The following is an 18,876-nucleotide window of genomic DNA, read 5'->3' as shown; positions in this document are numbered from 1 at the left end:
AAGTTGCCGCGGCCTCAGGAGGCCGCGGCGATGTTCGAGCCCTGCGTCTCGCGCGCGGGCGGCACGGCGAGGCTGGCGCCCGGGCGCCAGGGCCACTGCCCCATGTCGGCCGCGATGCGCCGGAAATCCACCGCCGCCGGGCTGGCCGGAAAGGCCTCGACCACCGTGCGGCAGAGGCGCCTGGCGTCGCGCAGGTGCGGATCGGCACGCACCCATCCGGCCGGCTGCAGCGACACGGCCAGGTAGCGGCTGCCGGTCTGGACCAGGTTGGCCATGATCTGCTGCGCCGCCTCGGGATCGGCGACGCCGTTGACCAGCAAACGCAGCTGCTTCAGCGCATGCGCGTAGTGCAGCCGCTTGATGCCCGAGTAGGTGGAGGTGATGGACGCCGCATGGGGCTGCAGCACCAGCACCAGTTCGTCGGCCATCTGCGCCAGCTCCGACAGCCGGCCCTCACCGTCGAACACGGCGTCGATCAGGATCACGTCGCCCTGCCACAGCCGGCGCGGGTCCGCGCTCGGGTCCTGCGCGCCGGGCAGTGCCGGCAGCACGCTGACGCCGCAGCTCGCGCGCGCAGCGGCGCCTTCGCAGGTCAGCCGCCGCAAGGCCACGTCGGCCAGCGTGCCGAGCGGATCGAGCGACCAGAGGGCGCAGGCGGAGTCCACCGCCATCCCGTGCTCGTCGAGCAGCAGCACGTCCTTGCCCTGCAGCACCAGGGCCGCCCCCAGGTTCATCGCCGCCGTGGTGGCGCCCAGTTCGCGCGCCATGCCGGCCACGGCGACGACGCGCGTCGGCGTGTGCGCCAGCAGGCGCCGCAGGCCGTCGGCTTGATCGGCAACCATCTTGTTGCTCACGTGCCCAGGGCTTCCAGCAGCAGGAACAGCTTGCCCACGCCGACGTAGAGCGCATTGCCCGAGGGCGCGCGGTCGGGCCGTGCCGGCCGGCCGGTCAATTGGTTCAGCAGCGCGCGCGTGCGCTCGGTCCAGTCGCCGCGCGCATGCAGCAGGCGCCAGACGGTGGTCGTCACCTGGCCTGCGACGAGGAGCCGCTTCATCATGTGCGGATCGCCGAGCTCGCCCATGCCGCCGAGCAGCTGCAAACCCTGGCGGATCAGCCGGAAGCAGGGCTCGGCCTCCGCGGCCCAGGCCTGCCACTGCGCGAGCTGCCGCACCGTGATCTCGCTGCCGACGTTTGCGAGCGCATAGCTCTGCGCGAGGATCTTGCGCGTCTTCGCATCCGTCACGCGCGTCGCGACGCAGCGCAGCGGCGGCAGTTCGGCGTCGCCGCGCAGCAGCACGTCGGCATGTGCCTCCGACTGCAGCGCCGCCTTGCCCTTGAAGCGCTCGGGCCGCGTTTCGCCGAACACGAGCGCCAGTCGCGCCAGGGTGCCGGCCTTGCCGGAGCGCGGATCACTCACCGCCGTCGAGCCCGGCGCGCGCGCCAGCCAGAGCTGGCCCTGCGCCATGAATTCGCTGCCGGGCAGCCGGGGCAGCACGTGCACCACCGTCTTGCCGAAATCCTGCTGGCGCAGCCACTGGGCCTGGCGCATGCCGGGCTTGCGCGCGGCATCGCCGGCGCCGCGGACCGCCGCGGTCGAGAGCCACTGGTTCGGCGCCGCCAGCGGCAGGCCGCTCCTGTCGGACAAGAGCAGGCTGCTCTGGCATTCGTAGGCGTCGCCGCCTTCGTTCGACTTGAGGCCGACCTGGCCGCTGAGCGCAAGCACGTGCGTGTCGCAGCCGGCGGCGATCTCGCTCTTCGCATGCGTCATGAGCGACTGCAGCACCGCCTTGTGGAGCACGTCCTCGTCGACGGCCTGGCGCCAGAGCTCGCGCGCATGTTCGAAGCCCAGCTCGGCGCCGGTGAGCGCCGTGGCGGCCGCAGCGACTTCCTGCGCATCGTGGGCCATGGCCTGGATCAGCCGCTGGTACTGCATGCGCAGCCGGTCGGACTCGGCCTGCGCCTGCTCGACTTCCGCTCCGGCGGGCTTATCCTGCAGATCGCTTTCGCCGGGCACGAAGAGCGCGCTGTGGCTCCTGGCCTGGAACACGCTGTCCACCAGCTGGGCGCGCTCGGCCGGCATCAGGTTCTCCGGCACCTTCTGGCCGCTGGAGATGTAGTGCACCGGCAGCCGATGGCGGATCACGGTGTCGATCAGCGCGCCCGGATGGGTGGCCTCGTCGACCTTGGTGAAGATGCAGCCGGCCAGCTCGTTGCCGGCGCCGCCGTGGCGGTAGGCATGCACCACTTCGTTGAGGGTGTCGCCATGGCTGGCGGCGTTGAGCAGCAGCAGCCGCTTCACCGGCCGGTGGCTGCTGCACAGCATCGCGATCTGGTCGGACACCGCGCGGTCGCGCTGGCTCATGCCGACGGTGTCGATCAGCACCATGTGCTTGTCGCGCAGGTCTTCCAGCACCAGGTGCAGATCGGCCGCGTCCTTCACCGCATAGACCGGCACATTGAGGATCTGGCCGTAGATGCGCAGCTGCTCGTAGGCGCCGATCCGGTAGCTGTCGGTGGTCACCAGCGCCAGCTTATCGGCGCCGAAGCGCATCACGCAGCGCGCCGCGAGCTTGGCGGTGGTGGTGGTCTTGCCGACGCCGGTCGGCCCCATCAGCGCATAGACGCCGCCCTGGGCCAAGAGCGCGTCTTCGTTCTCGAGAATGGGCAGCGTGCGCATCAGCTCGGAGCGCACGAAGGCCATGCCCTGCGCGTAGCTCTGGTTCGCGGGGAGATGCTCCAGCATCGCCTTCGAAAGCCGCGCGCTGAAGCCGGCGCCGAGCAGGGTGCGCAGGAGGCGGCCGCGCATCGGATCGCGGCGCTGCTTGTCGTTCCAGACCACGCTGGCGAGCTGCTCTTCGATCATGCCGCGCATCGAATGCAATTCGCTGAGCACGCTGTCGGTGGGGGCCGCTGGCGCGGGTGCCGGCTGGGGCGCGGGGGTGGGCACAGGCGCGGCGATCGGGGCCGCGGGCTGCTCGCGCATCGCGGGCATTTCAGGCGCGGGAGGCAAGGCCGGTGCAACCGGCGCAAGCGATGCGACAGGCGCCTCGGGCGCGGCCTGCTCCAGCACCTGCTCCACTTCGTCCGGCGCCATGGCGACGATCTCGACGCCGTCGGCCAGCACGCGGTTGGTCAGCACCATCGCCTCGCCGCCGAGGGCTTCGCGCGCCAGGCGCAGCGCTTCGCGGCTGGTGGTGGCAATGAACCTGCGTGCGGTGGTTTGCACGTCCGTGATGATGTTCAAACTCTTCCTCCAATGGTGGCGGTGATCTTGATGTGGCGGGAATCAGGAATCTCGGCGTGCGAGAGAACCTTGAGCTGCGGCAGGCTGCGCCGCAGGAAGCGCGAGAGCAGCACGCGCAATGCGTGCTGCACGACCAGTACCGGCGCCAGGCCCATCTGCTCCTGGCGCGCGATGGCGGCCTGGGCCTGCGTCAGCAGGCTGTCGGCCAGGCCCGGCTCGATGCCGCTGTTGCTGGTGAGGGCCTGCTGCAGCACGCCGTCGAGCGTGCCGTCGAGGCCGATCACCTGCATCTCCGTGTCGCCCGGGAACAGCTGCTGCACGATCGCGCGGCCCAGGGCCAGGCGCGTCAGCGTGGTCAGCTCGGTCGCGTCCTTGATGGTCGGCGCATGCTCGGCCATCACGTCGAGGATGGTGCGCATATCGCGGATCGGCACCTCTTCCTCCAGCAGGTTCTGCAGCACCTTGTGCAGCGTGCTCAGCGTCAGCACCTTGGGCACCAGGTCCTCGGTCAGCTTCGGCGCGGTCTTGCCGACCTGGTCGAGCAGCTGCTGCACTTCCTGGCGGCCCAGCAGCTCGGCGGCGTGGGTCTGGATCAGGTGGTTGAGATGGGTGGCCATCACCGTGCAGGCATCGACCACCGTGTAGCCGAAGACCTGCGCCTGCTGGCGCTGGCTGGCGTCGATCCAGACCGCGGGCAGGCCGAAGGCCGGGTCCTGCGTCGGCGTGCCGGGCAGCGTGCCCGTCACCTGCCCCGGGTTGATCGCCATCCACTGGTTGGGGAAGGCTTCGCCGCGGCCGATCTCGACGCCCTTGAGGCTGATGATGTAGGTGTTGGGCTGGATCTCGAGGTTGTCGCGGATGTGCACCACCGGCACCAGGAAGCCGAGCTCCTGCGCGATCTTCTTGCGGATGCTCTTGATGCGGCCCAAGAGCTCGCCGTTCTGCGACTGGTCCACCAGCGGAATCAGGCGGTAGCCCACTTCCATGCCCAGCGGGTCGACCAGCGCCACGTCGTCCCAGGTCGCTTCGGCCGATTCGGCCGCCGGCATCGCCGTCGCCTGCGCCGCCGCGGCGGCCTGTTCGGCGGCCTTCTGCGGTGCGCGCAGCAGCAGGCGCCGGCCGAGCCAGACCAGGCCGCCCGCGATCAGCAGGAAGGCCACGTTCGGCATGCCGGGGATCATCCCCATCAGGCCGATGATGGCCGCCGTCAGGAACAGCACCTGCGGGTTCGAGAACAGCTGGCCGGTCAGCTGGCGGCCGACGTCTTCCTCGGTGGTCACGCGCGAGACGATCACGCCGGCTGCGGTCGAGATCACGAGCGCCGGGATCTGCGCCACCAGGCCGTCGCCGATGGCCAGCAGCGTGTAGGTCTTGCCGGCGGTGGAGAAGTCCAGCCCGTGCTGCACCATGCCGACCACCAGGCCGCCGATGATGTTGATGACCATGATGAGCAGGCCGGCCACGGCGTCGCCGCGCACGAACTTGCTGGCGCCGTCCATCGAGCCGTAGAAGTCGGCTTCCTGCGCCACCTCGGTACGGCGCTTGCGCGCCACGTCCTCGCCGATCAGCCCGGCGTTGAGATCGGCGTCGATCGCCATCTGCTTGCCGGGCATGGCGTCGAGCATGAAGCGCGCGCCGACCTCGGCGATGCGGCCCGCGCCCTTGGTGATGACCATGAAGTTGATCAGCACCAGGATGATGAACACCATCACGCCAACCGCGAAGTTGCCGCCGACCAGGAAGTGGCCGAAGGCCTCGATCACCTTGCCCGCCGCATCGGTCCCGGTGTGGCCCTGCATCAGCACCACACGCGTCGAGGCCACGTTGAGCGACAGGCGCAGCAGCGTGGAGAACAGCAGCACCGCCGGGAAGGCCGCGAAGTCCAGCGCCTTCATGGTGTACATGCTCACCAGCAGCACCATCACCGACATCGCGATGTTGAAGGTGAACAGCAGGTCCAGCAGGAAGGGCGGCAGCGGCAGCACCATCATGCTCAAAATCATGATGATGAGGATCGGGCCGGCCAGTCCCTTGAACTGGCTGCCGGAAAAGAGCTGCGCCGGCTGACGCATCAGGCTTGCGAGGGCGTTCATGCAGCTTTCACGTTGTATGCGAGGGCCTCGGGAACCGGCAGGTCGGCCGGCGTGCGCGGCGCTTCGCCACCTTCGCTTTGCCAGCGCTTCAGCTGGTAGACCCAGGCCAGCACCTCGGCCACGGCGGTGTAGAGGCCGGTGGGAATCTCGTCCCCCAGCCTGGTGTGCTTGTAGAGCGCGCGCGTGAGCGGCGGCGCCTCGAGGATCGCGACCTTGTTCTCGCGCGCGATCTCGCGGATGCGCTCGGCCACGGCGTCCACGCCCTTGGCCACCACGCGCGGCGCGCGCATGTCGTTGTCGACGTACTTGAGCGCGACGGCGAAGTGCGTCGGGTTGGTGACCACGATGTCGGCCTTGGGCACCTCGGACATCATGCGGCGGCGCGCCATCTGCTGCTGCTGCCGGCGGATCTGCGCCTTGATGTGCGGATCGCCTTCGCTTTCCTTGTGCTCCTGGCGCAGGTCCTCGCGCGACATGCGCAGCTTGCGGTAGTAGCTCCAGAGCTGGAAGGGCACGTCGACCAGCGCGATGAGCAGCAGCGCGGCCGTGATCAGCGCGCAGTTGCGCCCCACCAGCCGGATCGTCTGCGGCAGCGCGGCGCGCTCCGACTGCGCCATCAGCGCCGTGACCTCGTCCATGTTGTCCATGATCACCAGCCAGGCGACGCCGCCGATCAGGAGCGACTTGGCCAGCGCCTTCAGCAGCTCGGCCAGCGACTGCGCGGAGAACAGGCGCTTGACGCCGGCGATCGGATCGAGCTTGTCGAACTTGGGGCCGATGGCCTTGGCAGAGAACAGCCAGCCGCCGAGCATCAGCGGCGCGACCAGCGCGGCGAGCACGATCATGCCGGCGAGCGGCGCCAGCGCGATCAGCGACTGCATCGCCATCAGCCCGGTCTGGGCCAGCATGTAGGAGGGATCGAAGGCGGCCGTGCGATCGAAGTTCAGGCCGTGGCGCAGCGCGCCGCGCATGGTGTTGCCGACCGATTCCGCCGTGAGCCACAGGCCGGCGACGGCGGTGGCGAGCAGAACGAAAGTGACCAGTTCGCGCGAACGGGCCACATTGCCTTCTTCGCGCGCCTTCTCCAGGCGCCGCGGCGAGGCAGGTTCCGTTTTCTCGAGATCGCTTTCTTCAGCCATTCATGCTCCGAAAGAGCATCGGCGAAGACCTCAGCTCATGGCTGAATTATTGGATTCGGTGCCTTGGAACAATCGTTCGATCAAGGCCCGGATTGCCCTCCAACTCGGGCCTTAGAACCCCAGGCTTTCCAGCAAATCGTCGACTTGTGCCTGGTCGGTCACCGCCTCGGGATTGGCGGTGTTGATCTGCGGGCCGTTGAGCAGGTTGTTCTGCGCGCTCGGTGCCGACTCGTGGCGCTTCTCTATCGGCGTGTTGTCGATCAGCACCTGCAACAGCTGCGTCTCGACGTCGTTGACCACTTCCATCATCTTCTTGATGACCTGGCCGGTCAGGTCCTGGAAATCCTGCGCCATCATGATTTCCATCAGCTGCGTGTTGATGGCGCTCGCCTGCTGCGGCACGTGCTGCAGGTAGCCGCGCGTGTCCATCACGAGCTCGCGCGCATGGTCCAGTTCGATCGGGTTCTCGAACCACTGGTCCCAGCGCTTCGTGAGGCCCTTGGCCCGGTCGGCCAGTTCCTCCTGCAGCGGCTGCGCGAGCTCGATCGCGTTGAGCGCCCGGTGCGCCGCCCGCTCGGTCATGCTGGCGACGTAGTTGAGGCGGTCGCGCGCGTCGGGAATGGCTTGCGCGGCGCGGGCGACCTGCTTGTCCAGGCCCAGCTCGCGCAGGCCCTCGCGCAGCTGTCGCGTCAACTGCCCGATGCGTCCCAGCAGTTCCTCGTGAGTGTTAGTCTGCCCTCCGGCATCGGGCACGTTGTGCGTCATGTCATGCCCCTTCTTTCTGGAGCTTCTCAAAAATCTTGACGATCTTTTCCTCCAGCGTCGCGGCCGTGAAGGGCTTGACCACGTAGCCGTTGGCGCCGGCCTGTGCGGCGGCGATGATGTTTTCCTTCTTGGCTTCGGCGGTGACCATCAGCACCGGCAGCTTGGCCAGTTCCGGGTCGGCGCGGATGGTCTGCAGCATGGTCAGGCCGTCCATGTTGGGCATGTTCCAGTCCGAGACCACGAAGCCGAAGTTGCCGCCGCGCAGCTTCTCGATGCCGGCCGCGCCGTCCTCGGCCTCGTCGACGTTGAGGAACTCCAGCTCCTTCAACAGATTGCGCACGATGCGGCGCATGGTCGGGAAGTCGTCCACGACCAAAATTTTGATGCTCTTATCGATCACGATTTCTCCACTGACAGTTCAAAAAGGTTCAAACCCGGTTCGCGCGCTCGCCGAAGGTGCGCAGGTGCGCCAGCACGCGGCGGCTGATCTCGTTCAACGGCGACACCTCGTCCACCGCGCCCAGCGCGACCGCCTCGCGCGGCATGCCGTAGACCACGCAGCTCGCCTCGTCCTGCGCCAGGGTGTGGGCGCCGGCCCGCTTCATGCGCAGCAGGCCTTCGGCGCCGTCCTTGCCCATGCCGGTGAGGATCATTCCGATCGCGTTCTTGCCGGCGTGCCTGGCCGCCGAATCGAACAGCACGTCGATCGAGGGCCGATGCCGGTTCACCGGTGGCTCCTGGTCCAGATGCGCGACGTAGTTGGCACCGCTGCGGGCGAGCGACAGGTGGTAGCCGCCGGGCGCGATGTAGGCATAGCCCGGCAGCACGCGCTCGCCGTGCTCGGCCTCCTTCACGTGGATGCGGCACAGGCCGTCCAGCCGCTGGGCGAAGGAGCGCGTGAAGCCGGGCGGCATGTGCTGGGCGATCAGCACCGCCGGCGCGTCGGGCGGCAGCGGCTGCAGCACCTCGCGGATCGCTTCAGTCCCGCCGGTCGAGGCGCCGATGATGATGAGCTTCTCGGTGGAGAGCAGTGGGCTGCGCAGGAGCGGCTCCAGCGCATGATCCGCCGCGGGCCGCTGCGCGCTCGCATGCCGGCTCGGCAGCAGGCGCGCGCTGGCGGCGACGCGGATCTTGCCGGCGATGAGCTCGGTGTAGTTGAGCAGGCCGTCGCGCACGCCGAGCCGCGGCTTGGTGACGAAATCGATCGCGCCGAGCTCCAGCGCGCGCAGCGCGATCTCGGAGCCGCGCTCGGTCAGCGAGGACACCATGACCACCGGCATGGGCCGCAGGCGCATGAGCTTCTCGAGGAACTCCAGCCCGTCCATGCGCGGCATCTCGACGTCGAGCGTGAGCACGTCGGGGTTGGTCTGCTTGATGAGGTCGCGCGCCACCAGAGGGTCCGCCGCCGTGCCGACCACGCTCATGTCGCTCTGGCTGTTGATGATCTCGGTCATCACGCTGCGGATCAGCGCCGAATCGTCGACGCAGAGCACCTTGATCTTGTTGCCGCTCATGCCACCCAACTCCCTTTGTCATTGGCGACGGAGAGCCGGCGCAGCAGCTCGCCCTCCTCGCGCTGAATCGACTGCACGTCGATCTGCGTGCGCAGCTTGCGCACCACGGCCTTGCCGCTGCGGGGCAACAGGCACACGCGGCGCGCATGCTGGCCGCGCAGGTCCTGCGCCGCGACGGCGATGCGCTCGGCCTTCAGGTAGCGCAGCACGAAGTCGGCATTGCGGTCGCCGATGTTGAGCGTGGTCATGTTGGCGAGCACCGCGGCGCCGCCGAAGACCTTGGCCTGCAGCCGATCGCGGCGCGCGCCGGCGCGCAGCATCTCGCCGATCAGCACGTCCATCGCATAGGCGCCGTAGCGCATCGACTCGACTTGGCCGCGCGTTCCGGGCTCGCCGTCTTCCGGCAGCATGAAGTGGTTCATGCCCGCGACGCCGGCGTCCAGGTCCACGATGCAGGCCGCCACGCAGGAGCCCAGCACCGTGGTCAGCGCGATGTCGGTGATGGTGACGTAGTACTCGGAAGGCAGCAGCTTGACCGCCATGCAGTCGAGGTCGCGGTCGAAGTAGTGATGGCTGGCCACCGAGCCCGGGACCGCTGCGCTCATGACTTGCCCTTGCTGAGCTCGTACACGGTCTGACCCACGGCCTTGAAGCTCGGGCTGACCAGCGAGGCGTTCTCCGAATGGCCGGCGAACAGCAGGCCCTCGGGCTTGAGCAGCGGCGCGAAGCGGTCGAGCACCTTCTTCTGCGTCGGCTTGTCGAAATAGATCATCACGTTGCGGCAGAAGATCGCGTCCACCGGCTCCTTCACAGGCCAGGTCGGATCGAGCAGGTTGAGCCGCCCGAACTTGACCATTGCTGCGACCTCGGGACGCACGCGCACCTTGCCGGCGTTGCTGCCGGTGCCCTTGCTGAAGAAGCGCCGCAGCCGCTCGGTGGACAGCCGGTTGACCTGCTCCAGCGTGAAGACGCCGGCCGAGGCCTTGGCCAGCACCGCGGTGTCGATGTCGGTGGCGATCACGCGGGCCGTGCTCGCGCGCTCGCCGAGCGCCTCGATCAGCGTGATGGCGATCGAATAGGGTTCCTCGCCGGTGGATGCGGCCGCGCACCAGATCGTGACCGGCTGCTTGCTCTTGCGCACGTGCGCGGCGAGCACCGGGAAATGGTGCGCCTCACGAAAGAAGGACGTGAGGTTGGTGGTCAGCGAGTTGATGAAGGCCTGCCACTCCTCGCCGTCGCGGCTGGCTTCGAGCAGCTCGAGGTAGGTCGAGAACTCGGGCAGGCGCAGCTCGCGCAGGCGGCGCGAAAGCCGGCTGTAGACCATCTGGCGCTTCTGCTCGCCCAGGGCGATGCCGGCGCGGTGATGGATCAGCGTCCGGATCCTGGAAAAGTCGCTATCGGTAAAGAGGAATTCGGAGTTCACAGTCAGCGCCGGTACATGACTTTCAATGTACACAGCGCTCACCTTTTCCTATGGCCCGATCAAGGGTGCAAAAGTCCTGCATCTCGGGCCACGCCTTCATCAGTACGTCGCTTCGGCGGGGCTCACGTCCTGCGCCCAGACGAGCGCGGAGAGGTGCGCTGCATTGACTTGTTCGGTGCTCATGAACAGCGCCTCCGACAGCTGCGCGGCCCGGACACCGTCCTCGTCGCAGCTCTCCGCGAGCGCGAGGAAGGGGCCGTACATGCCCTCGCGCGCGAGGATGGCCTGCTGCACCGATTCGCTGAGCTGCACCTTGCCCAGCACCTCCTGCATGGTGACGCCCAGCAGCTGGTCGATCATCGAGAACATGCCGACCACGAACAAGTTGTCGGCCTCGCCGGACGGCAGCATCCCCTCGCCCATCAACTCGACGAAGCGGCCGCGGATGATCGCCTTCTTCATCAGGAAGGGCGGGCTGGCCTTGGCGTTGCTGGTCGCCAGCAGCAGCGACAGCCAGCGGAACAGGGGCGAGTAGCCGAGCATCGTCACCGCGTGGCGCAGCGAATGGATCTCCACCCCCACGCCGATGGCGGGCGAATTCATGTGGCGCAGGAGCCTGTAGGTCAGCGCAGCGTCGTGCTTGAGGGCCGCCTCGATCTCGCGCAGGTCCTCGTTGCGCTGGATCATCTGCATCAGCCGCACGATCAGCATCGACTCGGGCTGCAGGGTGCGGCCGGCCTCCTCCTTCTCCGGCTGCATGCCGGTCCCGTCGAGGAACACATCGACGCGGCGCGCCGCGCAGGCGTCGAAATCCTTCCAGGTGGCGATGCGCGTGGCGATGAGGTGCAGCGGCTCGCCCGGCGGCTCCTCGCGCCGCAGCTTGGCCACCAGGTCGAGATGGCCGGTGCCGACATCGAAGTGGGTGACGAGGCCGCGCAGCTCGGGATCTTCCGGCAGCGCCTCGGCGCCGCACAGCATGAAGCGAAAGCCCTGCTCGCGCAGGAACAGCAGGATGGGCCGCACGTCCGCATTCATGAGCGCATCCGGCCCCAGGCACAGCACCACGTTGTCCGGCGGCAGCCCCTGCAGTTCGCTGGCCGCCAGCGTCTCGGCCGTCACGTCGAAGAAGAGCACGGTATGGCCGAGCCGCCATGCGGTCTTGGGCGGATTGAGGTGCCTGGCCACGCAGCTCACGAAGGCCTTGAACAGCTCGGCCGCGCCCGCGGCGTTGTATTGCGCCGCCGGCTGCCATGCGAGCCTGTAGCCCGCAACGCGCTTCTGCGTGTCCAGCAGCAAGGCATAGGTCAGATAGCCGTCGGTGCTGCGCTCCTGCGCAGCCGGCAGTTGCGCGGCGGAGGCCTCTTCCGTCGCTGCGTCACCGACCGAAGCGTTGTCGGAATCGTGACGCCGGAAAAAATCGAAGCGCATGTTCTTGTCTCCGTCTGTGTCTCGCTCAGTGGGCGGTGGCGGCGGCGGCGGCGGCGTCGATCCTGGAGGCACCGGCCAGCGCGGCGGCGCTTGCCGCCTGCGCACGCTGGATGCGCGGCATGGCGCCGACGTCGATGATGAAGGCCACGCTGCCGTCGCCCAGGATGGTCGCGGCCGAGATGCCTGGCACCTTGCGGTAGTTGGTCTCGAGGTTCTTGACCACGACCTGGTGCTGTCCGAGCAGCTCGTCGACCAGCAGCGCGAAGCGCGCATCGTCGGCCTGCACGATCACCAGGATGCCCTGCGTCGGTTGCGTCTGCGCACCGGCCACGTCGAAGACGCGGTGCAGTTCGATCAGCGGCAGGTACTCGCCGCGCACCTTGATGACGTGGCCGTCGGCGGTGATCGAATGCAGATGCTCCGGCAGCGGCTGCAGCGACTCGATCACATAGCTGAGCGGCAGGATGTAGGCCTCCTCGCCGACCTTGACCGACATGCCGTTCAGGATGGCCAGCGTCAGCGGCAGCACGATGCGCGTGGTGGTGCCGCGGCCTTCGCGCGAGCTGATCTCCACATGGCCACCCATCTCCTGGATGTTGCGCTTGACCACGTCCATGCCCACGCCGCGCCCGGAGATGTCGGTGACCTGTTCCGCCGTCGAGAAGCCGGGCGCGAAGATCAGCTGCCACACCTCCTCGTCGGGCATCGCGTCGCTCACGGCCAGCCCTTGCTGCTGCGCCTTGGCGAGGATCTTCTCGCGGTTGAGACCGGCGCCGTCGTCGCTGACCTCGATCACGATGTTGCCGCCATGGTGCTGGGCCGACAGCAGCAGCTGGCCGGTGGCCTCCTTGCCCTTGGCGAGGCGCTGCTCGGGCGTCTCGATGCCGTGGTCCAGGCTGTTGCGCACCAGGTGCGTGAGCGGATCCACGATGCGTTCGATGAGCCCCTTGTCGAGCTCGGTTTCGCGGCCGTTGGTGTCGAGGCGAACCTGCTTGCCGAGCTTGGCGCTGACATCGCGGATCACGCGCGGGAAGCGGCTGAACACGTAGTCCATCGGCATCATGCGGATCGACATCACGGACTCCTGCAGATCGCGCGCATTGCGTTCGAGGTGGCCGAGGCCGCTCAGGAAGCGCTCGTAGGCCACCGGGTCGAGCATCGTCGCCGCCTGCGTCAGCATCGACTGCGTGATCACCAGCTCGCCCACCAGGTTGATGAGCTGGTCGACCTTCTCCACGTCGACGCGGATCGAGCTGGACTCCTTGGCGTTCGCGGCTGCAGCCACCGGTGCGGCGGATGCACTCGCCGGCTTCGGCGCAGCGACGGCCGGGCTCGCTGCCGCCGGCGCCGCTTCCGGCGCGATCGCTGCTGCCGCCTCCTCGGGCTGCGCCGCCTCGCGCGTGATCTCGATCTGCGATTCGTCGATGACGAAGCAGCACACGGCGACGATGTCGTCGGGCGCGCAGGTGGTCTCGAGCATCACGGTCAACTGGTCATTGCTGCGCGTGCGCGAGAGCACGCGGCCGAGGTTGCCCAGTTCGTCGGCGAGCAGATCGCACTCGCTGTCGGAGAGACGCGCGAAGCGGATGCGCAGCGCGCCCTCCGCTGCTGGGGCGGCCGCCGCAACCGGCGCGGCAACCACCGGGGCGGGCGCGGGCGCAGCCGGCAGTGACGCGGGAGCGGCCTCGGCGGCGCCGTTTTCGCGCGCCAGCTGCTGCAGCACCGCACAGATGTGCGCGACCGTTTCGGTTTCAGGCTCTTTGCCCGCCTGATAGGCAGTGAGTTGTTCTTGCAAGGCGTCCTTCGTTTCCAAAAAGGCGTCGATCATCGGACCGCTCAGGCTCAGCTGGCCATGGCGTGCCCGGTCCAAAAGGGTCTCCAGCAGGTGCGTCGTATCCGTCAGCGCCGTGAAGCCGAAAGTGGCCGCGCCGCCCTTGATCGAATGCGCGGCGCGGAAGATGGCGTTGAGCTGCTCGCTGTCCGGCGACTCGACGTCGAGTTCGAGAAGCAGCTGCTCCATCTCCGCCAGAAGCTCGATGGCTTCGACGAAAAAGGCCTGGGTAAACTGACTGAGGTCCATCGTTGCTCCGAAACCGGATTTCTTTTTTCGCTAGGGGTGTGCAGGTGTTGGCGGCCTGTAGGCCGTCACCTTGACGTTGTCGACCGGGAGAATGCGCACCGGCGGCTTGCCGGCCCGCGTGGGCGCGGCACCGTCGCCGCTGTTCTCGCGCTCGATCTGCTGCTGCGTGCGGTGATTGAGCAGGATGATGCTGATGCGACGGTTGATCGGGTTGCGCGGCTCGGCCTTGTCCAGGTGCATGCTGTCGGCCAGGCCGACGACGCGCAGCACCTTGTCTTCGGCCATGCCGCCCATCACCAGCTCGCGCCGCGAAGCGTTGGCCCGGTCGGCCGACAGCTCCCAGTTGCCGTAGGACTTGTCGCCGTTGGTGTAGACGATCGCATCGGTGTGGCCCGAGAGCGTGATCTTGTTCGGCAGCTCGTTGAGCGCCGGTCCGATCTCGCGCAGGATGGCGCGCATGTGCGGCACCAGTCGCGCGCTGGCCAGGTCGAACATGGGACGGTTCTCGTTGTCCACGATCTGCAGGCGCAGCCCCTCGGTCGTGATGTCGATCAGGATCTGCGAGCGGAACTGCTTGAAGACCGGGCTGTTCTCGATCAGCGCGTCGAGCCGCTTCTTCATGCTCTCCAGGCGGTTCGCATCGGCTTCGTCGTCGGCATCGGCGTTGACGCGCCGCATCTCGCCGTCGATGTTCGACGTCGGGTCGGTGCCGCCGCCCGGAATCACGCTGTCGCTGGTGCTGCTCTTCTCGCCGCCGTTGATGGCCACCTTCAGCGGCATGCGGAAGTGTTCCGCGATGCCTTCGCGCTGCTTCGGGCTCGCATTGGAGAGCAGCCACATCACGAGGAAGAAGGCCATCATGGCCGTCATGAAGTCGGCATAGGCGATCTTCCACCCGCCGCCGCCGTGCCCGCCGCCGCCGGCCGCGGCAACGCGTCTGACGACGATCCGGCCCTTTTCTGCGCTCATGGTGCTGCTCTCGTCCGGATCACCGGGCCTTGACTTCGCGGACGTGGCTGTCCAGCTCGGTGAAGGAGGGCCGCTCCGTGGAGAACAAAACCTTGCGGCCGAACTCCACCGCCAGCTGCGGCGCATAGCCGTTGAGGCTGGCGAGCAGGGTCACCTTGGCGCACTGGTACAGCTTCATGCCGTCCGACACCTTCTGCTCGATCAGCGAGGCCAGCGGCGAGACGAAGCCGTAGGCCAGCAGCACGCCGAGGAAGGTGCCGACCATGGCGTGCGCGATCAGCGCGCCCATCTCGGAGGGCGGCAGGTCGGCCGAGCCGAGCGCATGGACCACGCCCATCACGGCCGCGACGATGCCCAGCGCGGGCAGCGCATCGCTGACCCGCGTCAGGCTGTGCACCGGCATCTCGGCCTCGTGCTTGATGGTCTCGATCTCGTGGTCCATCAGCGCCTCGATCTCGAAGGCGTCGGTGTTGCCGCTGATCACCAGCCGCAGGTAGTCGCAGAGGAACTCCATGACGCTGGCGTCGGCCAGGATGGTGGGATAGCGCGTGAAGATCTGGCTCTGGGCCGGGTCCTCGACGTCGGTCTCCAGCTTCATCATCCCTTCCTTGCGCGCCTTGGCCAGCAGCTCGTAGAGCAGCGCCAGCAGGTCCATGTAGAGCTGGCGGTTGTGCTTGGACGAGCGCAGCAGGAGCGGCAGCTCCTTGAGCGTGGCCTTGATGGTCTTGCCGTTGTTGCCCGCCACGAAGGCGCCCACCGCGGCGCCGCCGATCATCAACAGCTCTACCGGCTGGAACAGGACGCCGAAGTGCCCGCCCATCAGGGCGTAGCCGCCGAACACGGCCCCCAGGACCACCAGATAACCAACCAGAACGAGCACGCGCTTCCCCTAACGCCGCTTCCGGCGTCGAATCAAAAAACCTCGCCTCCCAAACCGAACGCCGGGGAATCAAGGACCCTTTCAGTGCAATCCGCCGGCCTCCAGCGTCGATTCCACGGCAAACCCAGCGTGTCCCACTGCGAGCGCCGCGCGCTTCGCGCCGCGCACCTTGCCCGCGCGCGAAGGCGGCCGGCACAGAACGCACACGTAGCCGTTCTTGCTGTCGTGCGCGTGCGCCACGAACTTGCCGCCGCACCGGCAACACGCACTCAACTGCAGCATGTCGCTGTCGAAAAATCGCACCATCGTGTAGGCGCGTGTGAAATCCAGCACAATTTCGCCGCCCTGCGATTCAATTTGCTCCAGATATAGCCGGTAGCTTTTGATCAGTGCCTGCAAACCGTTCTCGTTTGCGTGCGTCAACATGAATTGATACATGTTGTAAAACATCGACGAATGGATATTGGCCAGCCAGGTCATGTACCAGTCCGTCGAAAAGGGCAGCAAACCCTTTGGCGGCGAAACGCCCTTGAGCTCCTTGTAGAGACGGATCAGGCGCTCGCGGCTCAAGCTCACCTCGGCCTCGAGGAACTGGAGGCGTGCGCCGAGCCCAATCAGCTCGATCGCGAGCTGGACCTCGCGCACTTCTCCGAGGACGCTTTTGGTCGTCATTCGGCAACCTCCGCGCTGCGCGCTGCGGTATTCGCCTTGGGAACGGCCCTGCGGCAAATTGAGCAACCTCCGCGCTTGCGCGCTGCGGTATTCGCCTTGGGAACGGCCCTGCGGCTCATGCAGCCACGCCTTCAAGCATCGACAGCCGTCGCGCCGACATCAGGATCGACATGTGCGCCTGCTGCAGGGTCGTGTCCTTCCCCTCGCCGACCACGGCCGACATCGACGGATGGTCGTCGAGGCGGAAGCTGCACAGCAGGAAGTTCGATGCCGCCAGTTTGAGGATCTGGGCCAGCGACATGTTGGCGAGCATGTCCGCCAGTTCGCGGCTCACCCCGAGCCTGAACATGGCGGCCGCGCGGTCCTGTTTGACGAGCTTCTGGGCCAGCAGCATGTAGGCGAGGTTGAGGTCGCCGATTTCCTTGGAAATCTCGCCGCTCGCGGCGTTCTTCACGTTATCCGGTTCCACTTTTGCACTCCGTTCAATCAAGGCTTCAGTCTATCCAGAGTTATTTACAAATGTAACTTCTTCAGATTTATGTATCTGAAAGTGAGAAATAAATTACGCCTTGTCTCCGCCCTCCGTGCGATACCCGGTTTTGTGTGATTTATTTCGTAGACCAAATTCATTCACTTAATAACGATCGACCTCGCTTAATTCGGAAGAAAAAAGTTCTAATTCACCAAGACAAAAATATGTCAATGAATATGAATAATAAAAAGTATTAATTTCCATGCCCTGAACCTCCGGACTCGGCCTCCTCCAGCCGGTGGATCCAGGCCATGACTTCGGCCACCGCCAGGTACAGCTGCGGCGGGATCTGCTGGTCGAGATCGACCTGCATCAGCAGCTTGTTCAGGGCCGGCGAGGCATGGACGTAGAGGCCGTTCTCGCGCGCCTCGCGCATGATCGATTCCGCCGCCACGCCGTAGCCCTTGGCCACGACCACGGGGGCCCGGGTCTTGTCCAGATAGGACAGGGCCACCGCGCTCTGGCGTTCGTCGGTGCCGGGAGTCATTGAGCAACCTCCGCGCGATGCGCTGCGGTGCTATTCGACTTGGGAGCGGCCCGGCGTCTCATGACTTGTCCTTCGCGGCGATCTGCAGTTCCTGCAGCCGCAGGCCCGCGGCCTCGAAACGCTGCACCAGCCGGTTGCTGTCGGCGCGCAGGCGCGCTGCGGTGCTCGCCTCGCTGGCCGCCAACTGCGCCTGGATCTGGGAGCCGGTGAGGCTCAGGCGCAAGTCCACGGCGCCCAGCCGGGGCAAGCCCAGCGAGACCGTGGTGGTCCAGCTTCGCGCAGCGGGTTCATGAGGCGCATCGCCCTGCGGCTTTGCATCCTCTTCCTGGATCGACCACGTCATCGGGACCTCCGGCCACGCCTGACCGCTCCAGCGGAACACCGCCGTGGCCAGCAGGTCGAGCTGCTGGTGCACCACGGTCGCGGCTTGCGGGTGGATCACTTCGCCGCCAGGCAGCGCCTGAACCGGTGCCGCGGCGGCATGGCGCAGCGTCGCCTCTTCCGCACGCGGCACAGGCGGCGCCTCCGGTGGTGCGGCGGACGGTGCCGCCTCGCCCCGGCGATAGGCCGCCTGCACGCGCGCGGCATCGGCCGCAGGCGCGACGGTCTCGGCGTGAACCTGAGGCGCCGGTGCGCGCGGCGGCAGCGCATCATCGCTCGCGCCGGCCTCGGCGGGCGAGCGCGGCGCACCGGGCGCGCCGGCCGCCGGCAGCACCGGCTTCAGCGTCTCGGCCGCGATGGCTGTGACGGTAGCAAGGGGTTGGGCGGCGGTCTCGGGCCCCGCGCTCCTTACAGGCGCCCAGCGCGCTTGCGGCTCCTGCGCCAGCTGCGCCAGCGTGCGGGTGCCGGCTGCGAACTCGCGCAAATGCGATTCGTAGAACAGGCCGCTCGCGTTCACGGTCTGCGCCAGCGTGCCGGCGAGCGCGGCGGCCGAAGGCTGCTGCTGCGAGGACGGCCACATCGGCGATGCCCCCCGCAGCGGGCCGGCGTCGGGAAACTCCGCCAGCAAGGCGCCGATGACGCGCGCCGCCACCGACAACCGCGCGGCGGCCGGCCCGGCCGCATCGGGCTGGCCTGGAGCGGACTGGCCTGGCGCTGCCGCTGCGACCGCGGTCGGCGCGTGCCGGCCCAGGGCCATCTCGGGCGGCAGGCGAATGTCGTTGACGACCTCCCGCACTCCCACCACGGGCCCCGTGGCCGCATCCGTCCCGACCTGGCTCTGCTGCAGCGCGAGCAGTTCCAGCCGCGGCGCGAGCTTTGCGCTCAGCAGCGTATCGACCAGGCCGGAAAGTCTGTTCATGGCAGCGATATACCGTTCAGCGCGGCAGCCCGTAGGCCTTGTCAAGCTCGCCCTGCTTCTGCAGCCGGGCCATCGTGGCGACGAGGCGTTCGAGCTGCGGCTTGACCAGCCGACGCACTTCATCCTGGTCGGCGCGGATGCGCTCCATCAGGCGCTGCGCCTGGTCGAGCTGCGCGGGTTCCAGCGCTTCCGTGGGGCCGATCTGCTTCAATCGCTCGACCACCGTCGCGCACTGCTCTTCCAGGGCCGGAAGGCGGTCCCACTCCTTGGCCCGCGCCAGCGCCGCCATCAGCGACGTGGTCGAGGCGAGTTGCACGTAGCAATGGACGATTTCACTGCGGGCGGCCATG

18 protein-coding genes are annotated in these 18,876 nt (G+C 67.5%); all 18 read right to left on the bottom strand.

The window, feature by feature from the left end:
* Window positions 1-14: 14 nt before the first annotated feature.
* Window positions 15-854: a MinD/ParA family ATP-binding protein gene (locus ACSQ9I_RS08720; protein ID WP_436312869.1), complete on the bottom strand. Its 840-nt coding sequence runs from the start codon at window positions 852-854 to the stop codon at window positions 15-17.
* The gene (gene flhF / locus ACSQ9I_RS08715) at window positions 851-3,244 is read right to left on the bottom strand and encodes a flagellar biosynthesis protein FlhF (protein WP_436312868.1); all 2,394 of its coding nucleotides are present in this window, start codon (window positions 3,242-3,244) and stop codon (window positions 851-853) included. Before flhF ends, ACSQ9I_RS08720 begins: the two co-directional genes overlap by 4 nt.
* Window positions 3,241-5,337 (bottom strand): flagellar biosynthesis protein FlhA, encoded by a 2,097-nt coding sequence (gene flhA, locus ACSQ9I_RS08710; RefSeq protein ID WP_436290786.1) that lies wholly within the window; start codon window positions 5,335-5,337, stop codon window positions 3,241-3,243. The genes flhF and flhA overlap by 4 nt, the downstream gene beginning before the upstream one ends.
* Window positions 5,334-6,476 carry a flagellar biosynthesis protein FlhB gene (gene flhB, locus ACSQ9I_RS08705; RefSeq protein WP_436312867.1) on the bottom strand — a complete coding sequence of 381 codons (1,143 nt, stop codon included), beginning with the start codon at window positions 6,474-6,476 and terminating at the stop codon, window positions 5,334-5,336. The genes flhA and flhB overlap by 4 nt, the downstream gene beginning before the upstream one ends.
* A 111-nt stretch (window positions 6,477-6,587) precedes the next feature.
* Entirely contained in the window at window positions 6,588-7,241 is a 654-nt protein-coding gene (cheZ, locus tag ACSQ9I_RS08700) for a protein phosphatase CheZ (RefSeq protein ID WP_436312866.1), read from the bottom strand.
* Between the two features lies 1 nt (window position 7,242).
* Window positions 7,243-7,638 carry a chemotaxis response regulator CheY gene (cheY, locus tag ACSQ9I_RS08695; protein ID WP_170855469.1) on the bottom strand — a complete coding sequence of 132 codons (396 nt, stop codon included), beginning with the start codon at window positions 7,636-7,638 and terminating at the stop codon, window positions 7,243-7,245.
* Between the two features lie 31 nt (window positions 7,639-7,669).
* The gene (locus tag ACSQ9I_RS08690; protein WP_436312865.1) at window positions 7,670-8,755 is read right to left on the bottom strand and encodes a protein-glutamate methylesterase/protein-glutamine glutaminase; all 1,086 of its coding nucleotides are present in this window, start codon (window positions 8,753-8,755) and stop codon (window positions 7,670-7,672) included.
* A complete protein-coding gene (gene cheD / locus ACSQ9I_RS08685; protein WP_436312864.1) occupies window positions 8,752-9,360 on the bottom strand; it encodes a chemoreceptor glutamine deamidase CheD in 609 nt (202 codons plus the stop codon). Before cheD ends, ACSQ9I_RS08690 begins: the two co-directional genes overlap by 4 nt.
* A complete protein-coding gene (locus ACSQ9I_RS08680; protein ID WP_093102041.1) occupies window positions 9,357-10,178 on the bottom strand; it encodes a CheR family methyltransferase in 822 nt (273 codons plus the stop codon). The genes cheD and ACSQ9I_RS08680 overlap by 4 nt, the downstream gene beginning before the upstream one ends.
* A gap of 99 nt (window positions 10,179-10,277) precedes the next feature.
* Complete coding sequence (locus ACSQ9I_RS08675; RefSeq protein WP_436312863.1) at window positions 10,278-11,606, bottom strand: EAL and HDOD domain-containing protein; 1,329 nt, start codon at window positions 11,604-11,606, stop codon at window positions 10,278-10,280.
* Between the two features lie 25 nt (window positions 11,607-11,631).
* Window positions 11,632-13,686, bottom strand: coding sequence for a chemotaxis protein CheA (gene cheA / locus ACSQ9I_RS08670; RefSeq protein ID WP_436312862.1), 2,055 nt, complete (start codon window positions 13,684-13,686; stop codon window positions 11,632-11,634).
* Between the two features lie 30 nt (window positions 13,687-13,716).
* Window positions 13,717-14,655, bottom strand: coding sequence for a flagellar motor protein MotB (motB, locus tag ACSQ9I_RS08665; protein WP_093102036.1), 939 nt, complete (start codon window positions 14,653-14,655; stop codon window positions 13,717-13,719).
* A 19-nt stretch (window positions 14,656-14,674) separates the two neighbouring features.
* The gene (gene motA / locus ACSQ9I_RS08660; RefSeq protein WP_093102034.1) at window positions 14,675-15,535 is read right to left on the bottom strand and encodes a flagellar motor stator protein MotA; all 861 of its coding nucleotides are present in this window, start codon (window positions 15,533-15,535) and stop codon (window positions 14,675-14,677) included.
* 81 nt (window positions 15,536-15,616) lie between these two features.
* Entirely contained in the window at window positions 15,617-16,207 is a 591-nt protein-coding gene (gene flhC, locus ACSQ9I_RS08655; protein WP_436306275.1) for a flagellar transcriptional regulator FlhC, read from the bottom strand.
* 115 nt (window positions 16,208-16,322) lie between these two features.
* Window positions 16,323-16,676, bottom strand: coding sequence for a flagellar transcriptional regulator FlhD (gene flhD, locus ACSQ9I_RS08650; RefSeq protein ID WP_093102030.1), 354 nt, complete (start codon window positions 16,674-16,676; stop codon window positions 16,323-16,325).
* 256 nt (window positions 16,677-16,932) lie between these two features.
* Complete coding sequence (locus tag ACSQ9I_RS08645) at window positions 16,933-17,226, bottom strand: EscU/YscU/HrcU family type III secretion system export apparatus switch protein (RefSeq protein ID WP_436312861.1); 294 nt, start codon at window positions 17,224-17,226, stop codon at window positions 16,933-16,935.
* Window positions 17,227-17,284: 58 nt separating this feature from the next.
* A complete protein-coding gene (gene fliK, locus ACSQ9I_RS08640; protein WP_436312860.1) occupies window positions 17,285-18,526 on the bottom strand; it encodes a flagellar hook-length control protein FliK in 1,242 nt (413 codons plus the stop codon).
* Between the two features lie 16 nt (window positions 18,527-18,542).
* Window positions 18,543-18,875, bottom strand: a complete 333-nt coding sequence (locus tag ACSQ9I_RS08635; RefSeq protein ID WP_093102025.1) for a flagellar protein FliT — start codon at window positions 18,873-18,875, stop codon at window positions 18,543-18,545.
* Between the last annotated feature and the right edge of the window lies 1 nt (window position 18,876).

Source organism: Variovorax sp. LjRoot84 (assembly GCF_964254305.1).
In the GTDB taxonomy this organism is placed as follows: Bacteria; Pseudomonadota; Gammaproteobacteria; order Burkholderiales; family Burkholderiaceae_C; genus Variovorax.
This window is presented reverse-complemented; position numbering and strand designations above follow the sequence as displayed.

What these genes read in the sequence shown, in the direction of transcription:
- flhA (WP_436290786.1), bottom strand. Translation starts at nt 5,337, where the DNA reads ATGAACGCCCTCGCAAGCCTGATGCGTCAGCCGGCGCAGCTCTTTTCC.
- flhB (WP_436312867.1), bottom strand. Translation starts at nt 6,476, where the DNA reads ATGGCTGAAGAAAGCGATCTCGAGAAAACGGAACCTGCCTCGCCGCGG.
- cheZ (WP_436312866.1), bottom strand. Translation starts at nt 7,241, where the DNA reads ATGACGCACAACGTGCCCGATGCCGGAGGGCAGACTAACACTCACGAG.
- ACSQ9I_RS08690 (WP_436312865.1), bottom strand. Translation starts at nt 8,755, where the DNA reads ATGAGCGGCAACAAGATCAAGGTGCTCTGCGTCGACGATTCGGCGCTG.
- cheD (WP_436312864.1), bottom strand. Translation starts at nt 9,360, where the DNA reads ATGAGCGCAGCGGTCCCGGGCTCGGTGGCCAGCCATCACTACTTCGAC.
- ACSQ9I_RS08675 (WP_436312863.1), bottom strand. Translation starts at nt 11,606, where the DNA reads ATGCGCTTCGATTTTTTCCGGCGTCACGATTCCGACAACGCTTCGGTC.
- cheA (WP_436312862.1), bottom strand. Translation starts at nt 13,686, where the DNA reads ATGGACCTCAGTCAGTTTACCCAGGCCTTTTTCGTCGAAGCCATCGAG.
- motB (WP_093102036.1), bottom strand. Translation starts at nt 14,655, where the DNA reads ATGAGCGCAGAAAAGGGCCGGATCGTCGTCAGACGCGTTGCCGCGGCC.
- flhC (WP_436306275.1), bottom strand. Translation starts at nt 16,207, where the DNA reads ATGACGACCAAAAGCGTCCTCGGAGAAGTGCGCGAGGTCCAGCTCGCG.
- ACSQ9I_RS08645 (WP_436312861.1), bottom strand. Translation starts at nt 17,226, where the DNA reads ATGACTCCCGGCACCGACGAACGCCAGAGCGCGGTGGCCCTGTCCTAT.
- fliK (WP_436312860.1), bottom strand. Translation starts at nt 18,526, where the DNA reads ATGAACAGACTTTCCGGCCTGGTCGATACGCTGCTGAGCGCAAAGCTC.
- ACSQ9I_RS08635 (WP_093102025.1), bottom strand. Translation starts at nt 18,875, where the DNA reads ATGGCCGCCCGCAGTGAAATCGTCCATTGCTACGTGCAACTCGCCTCG.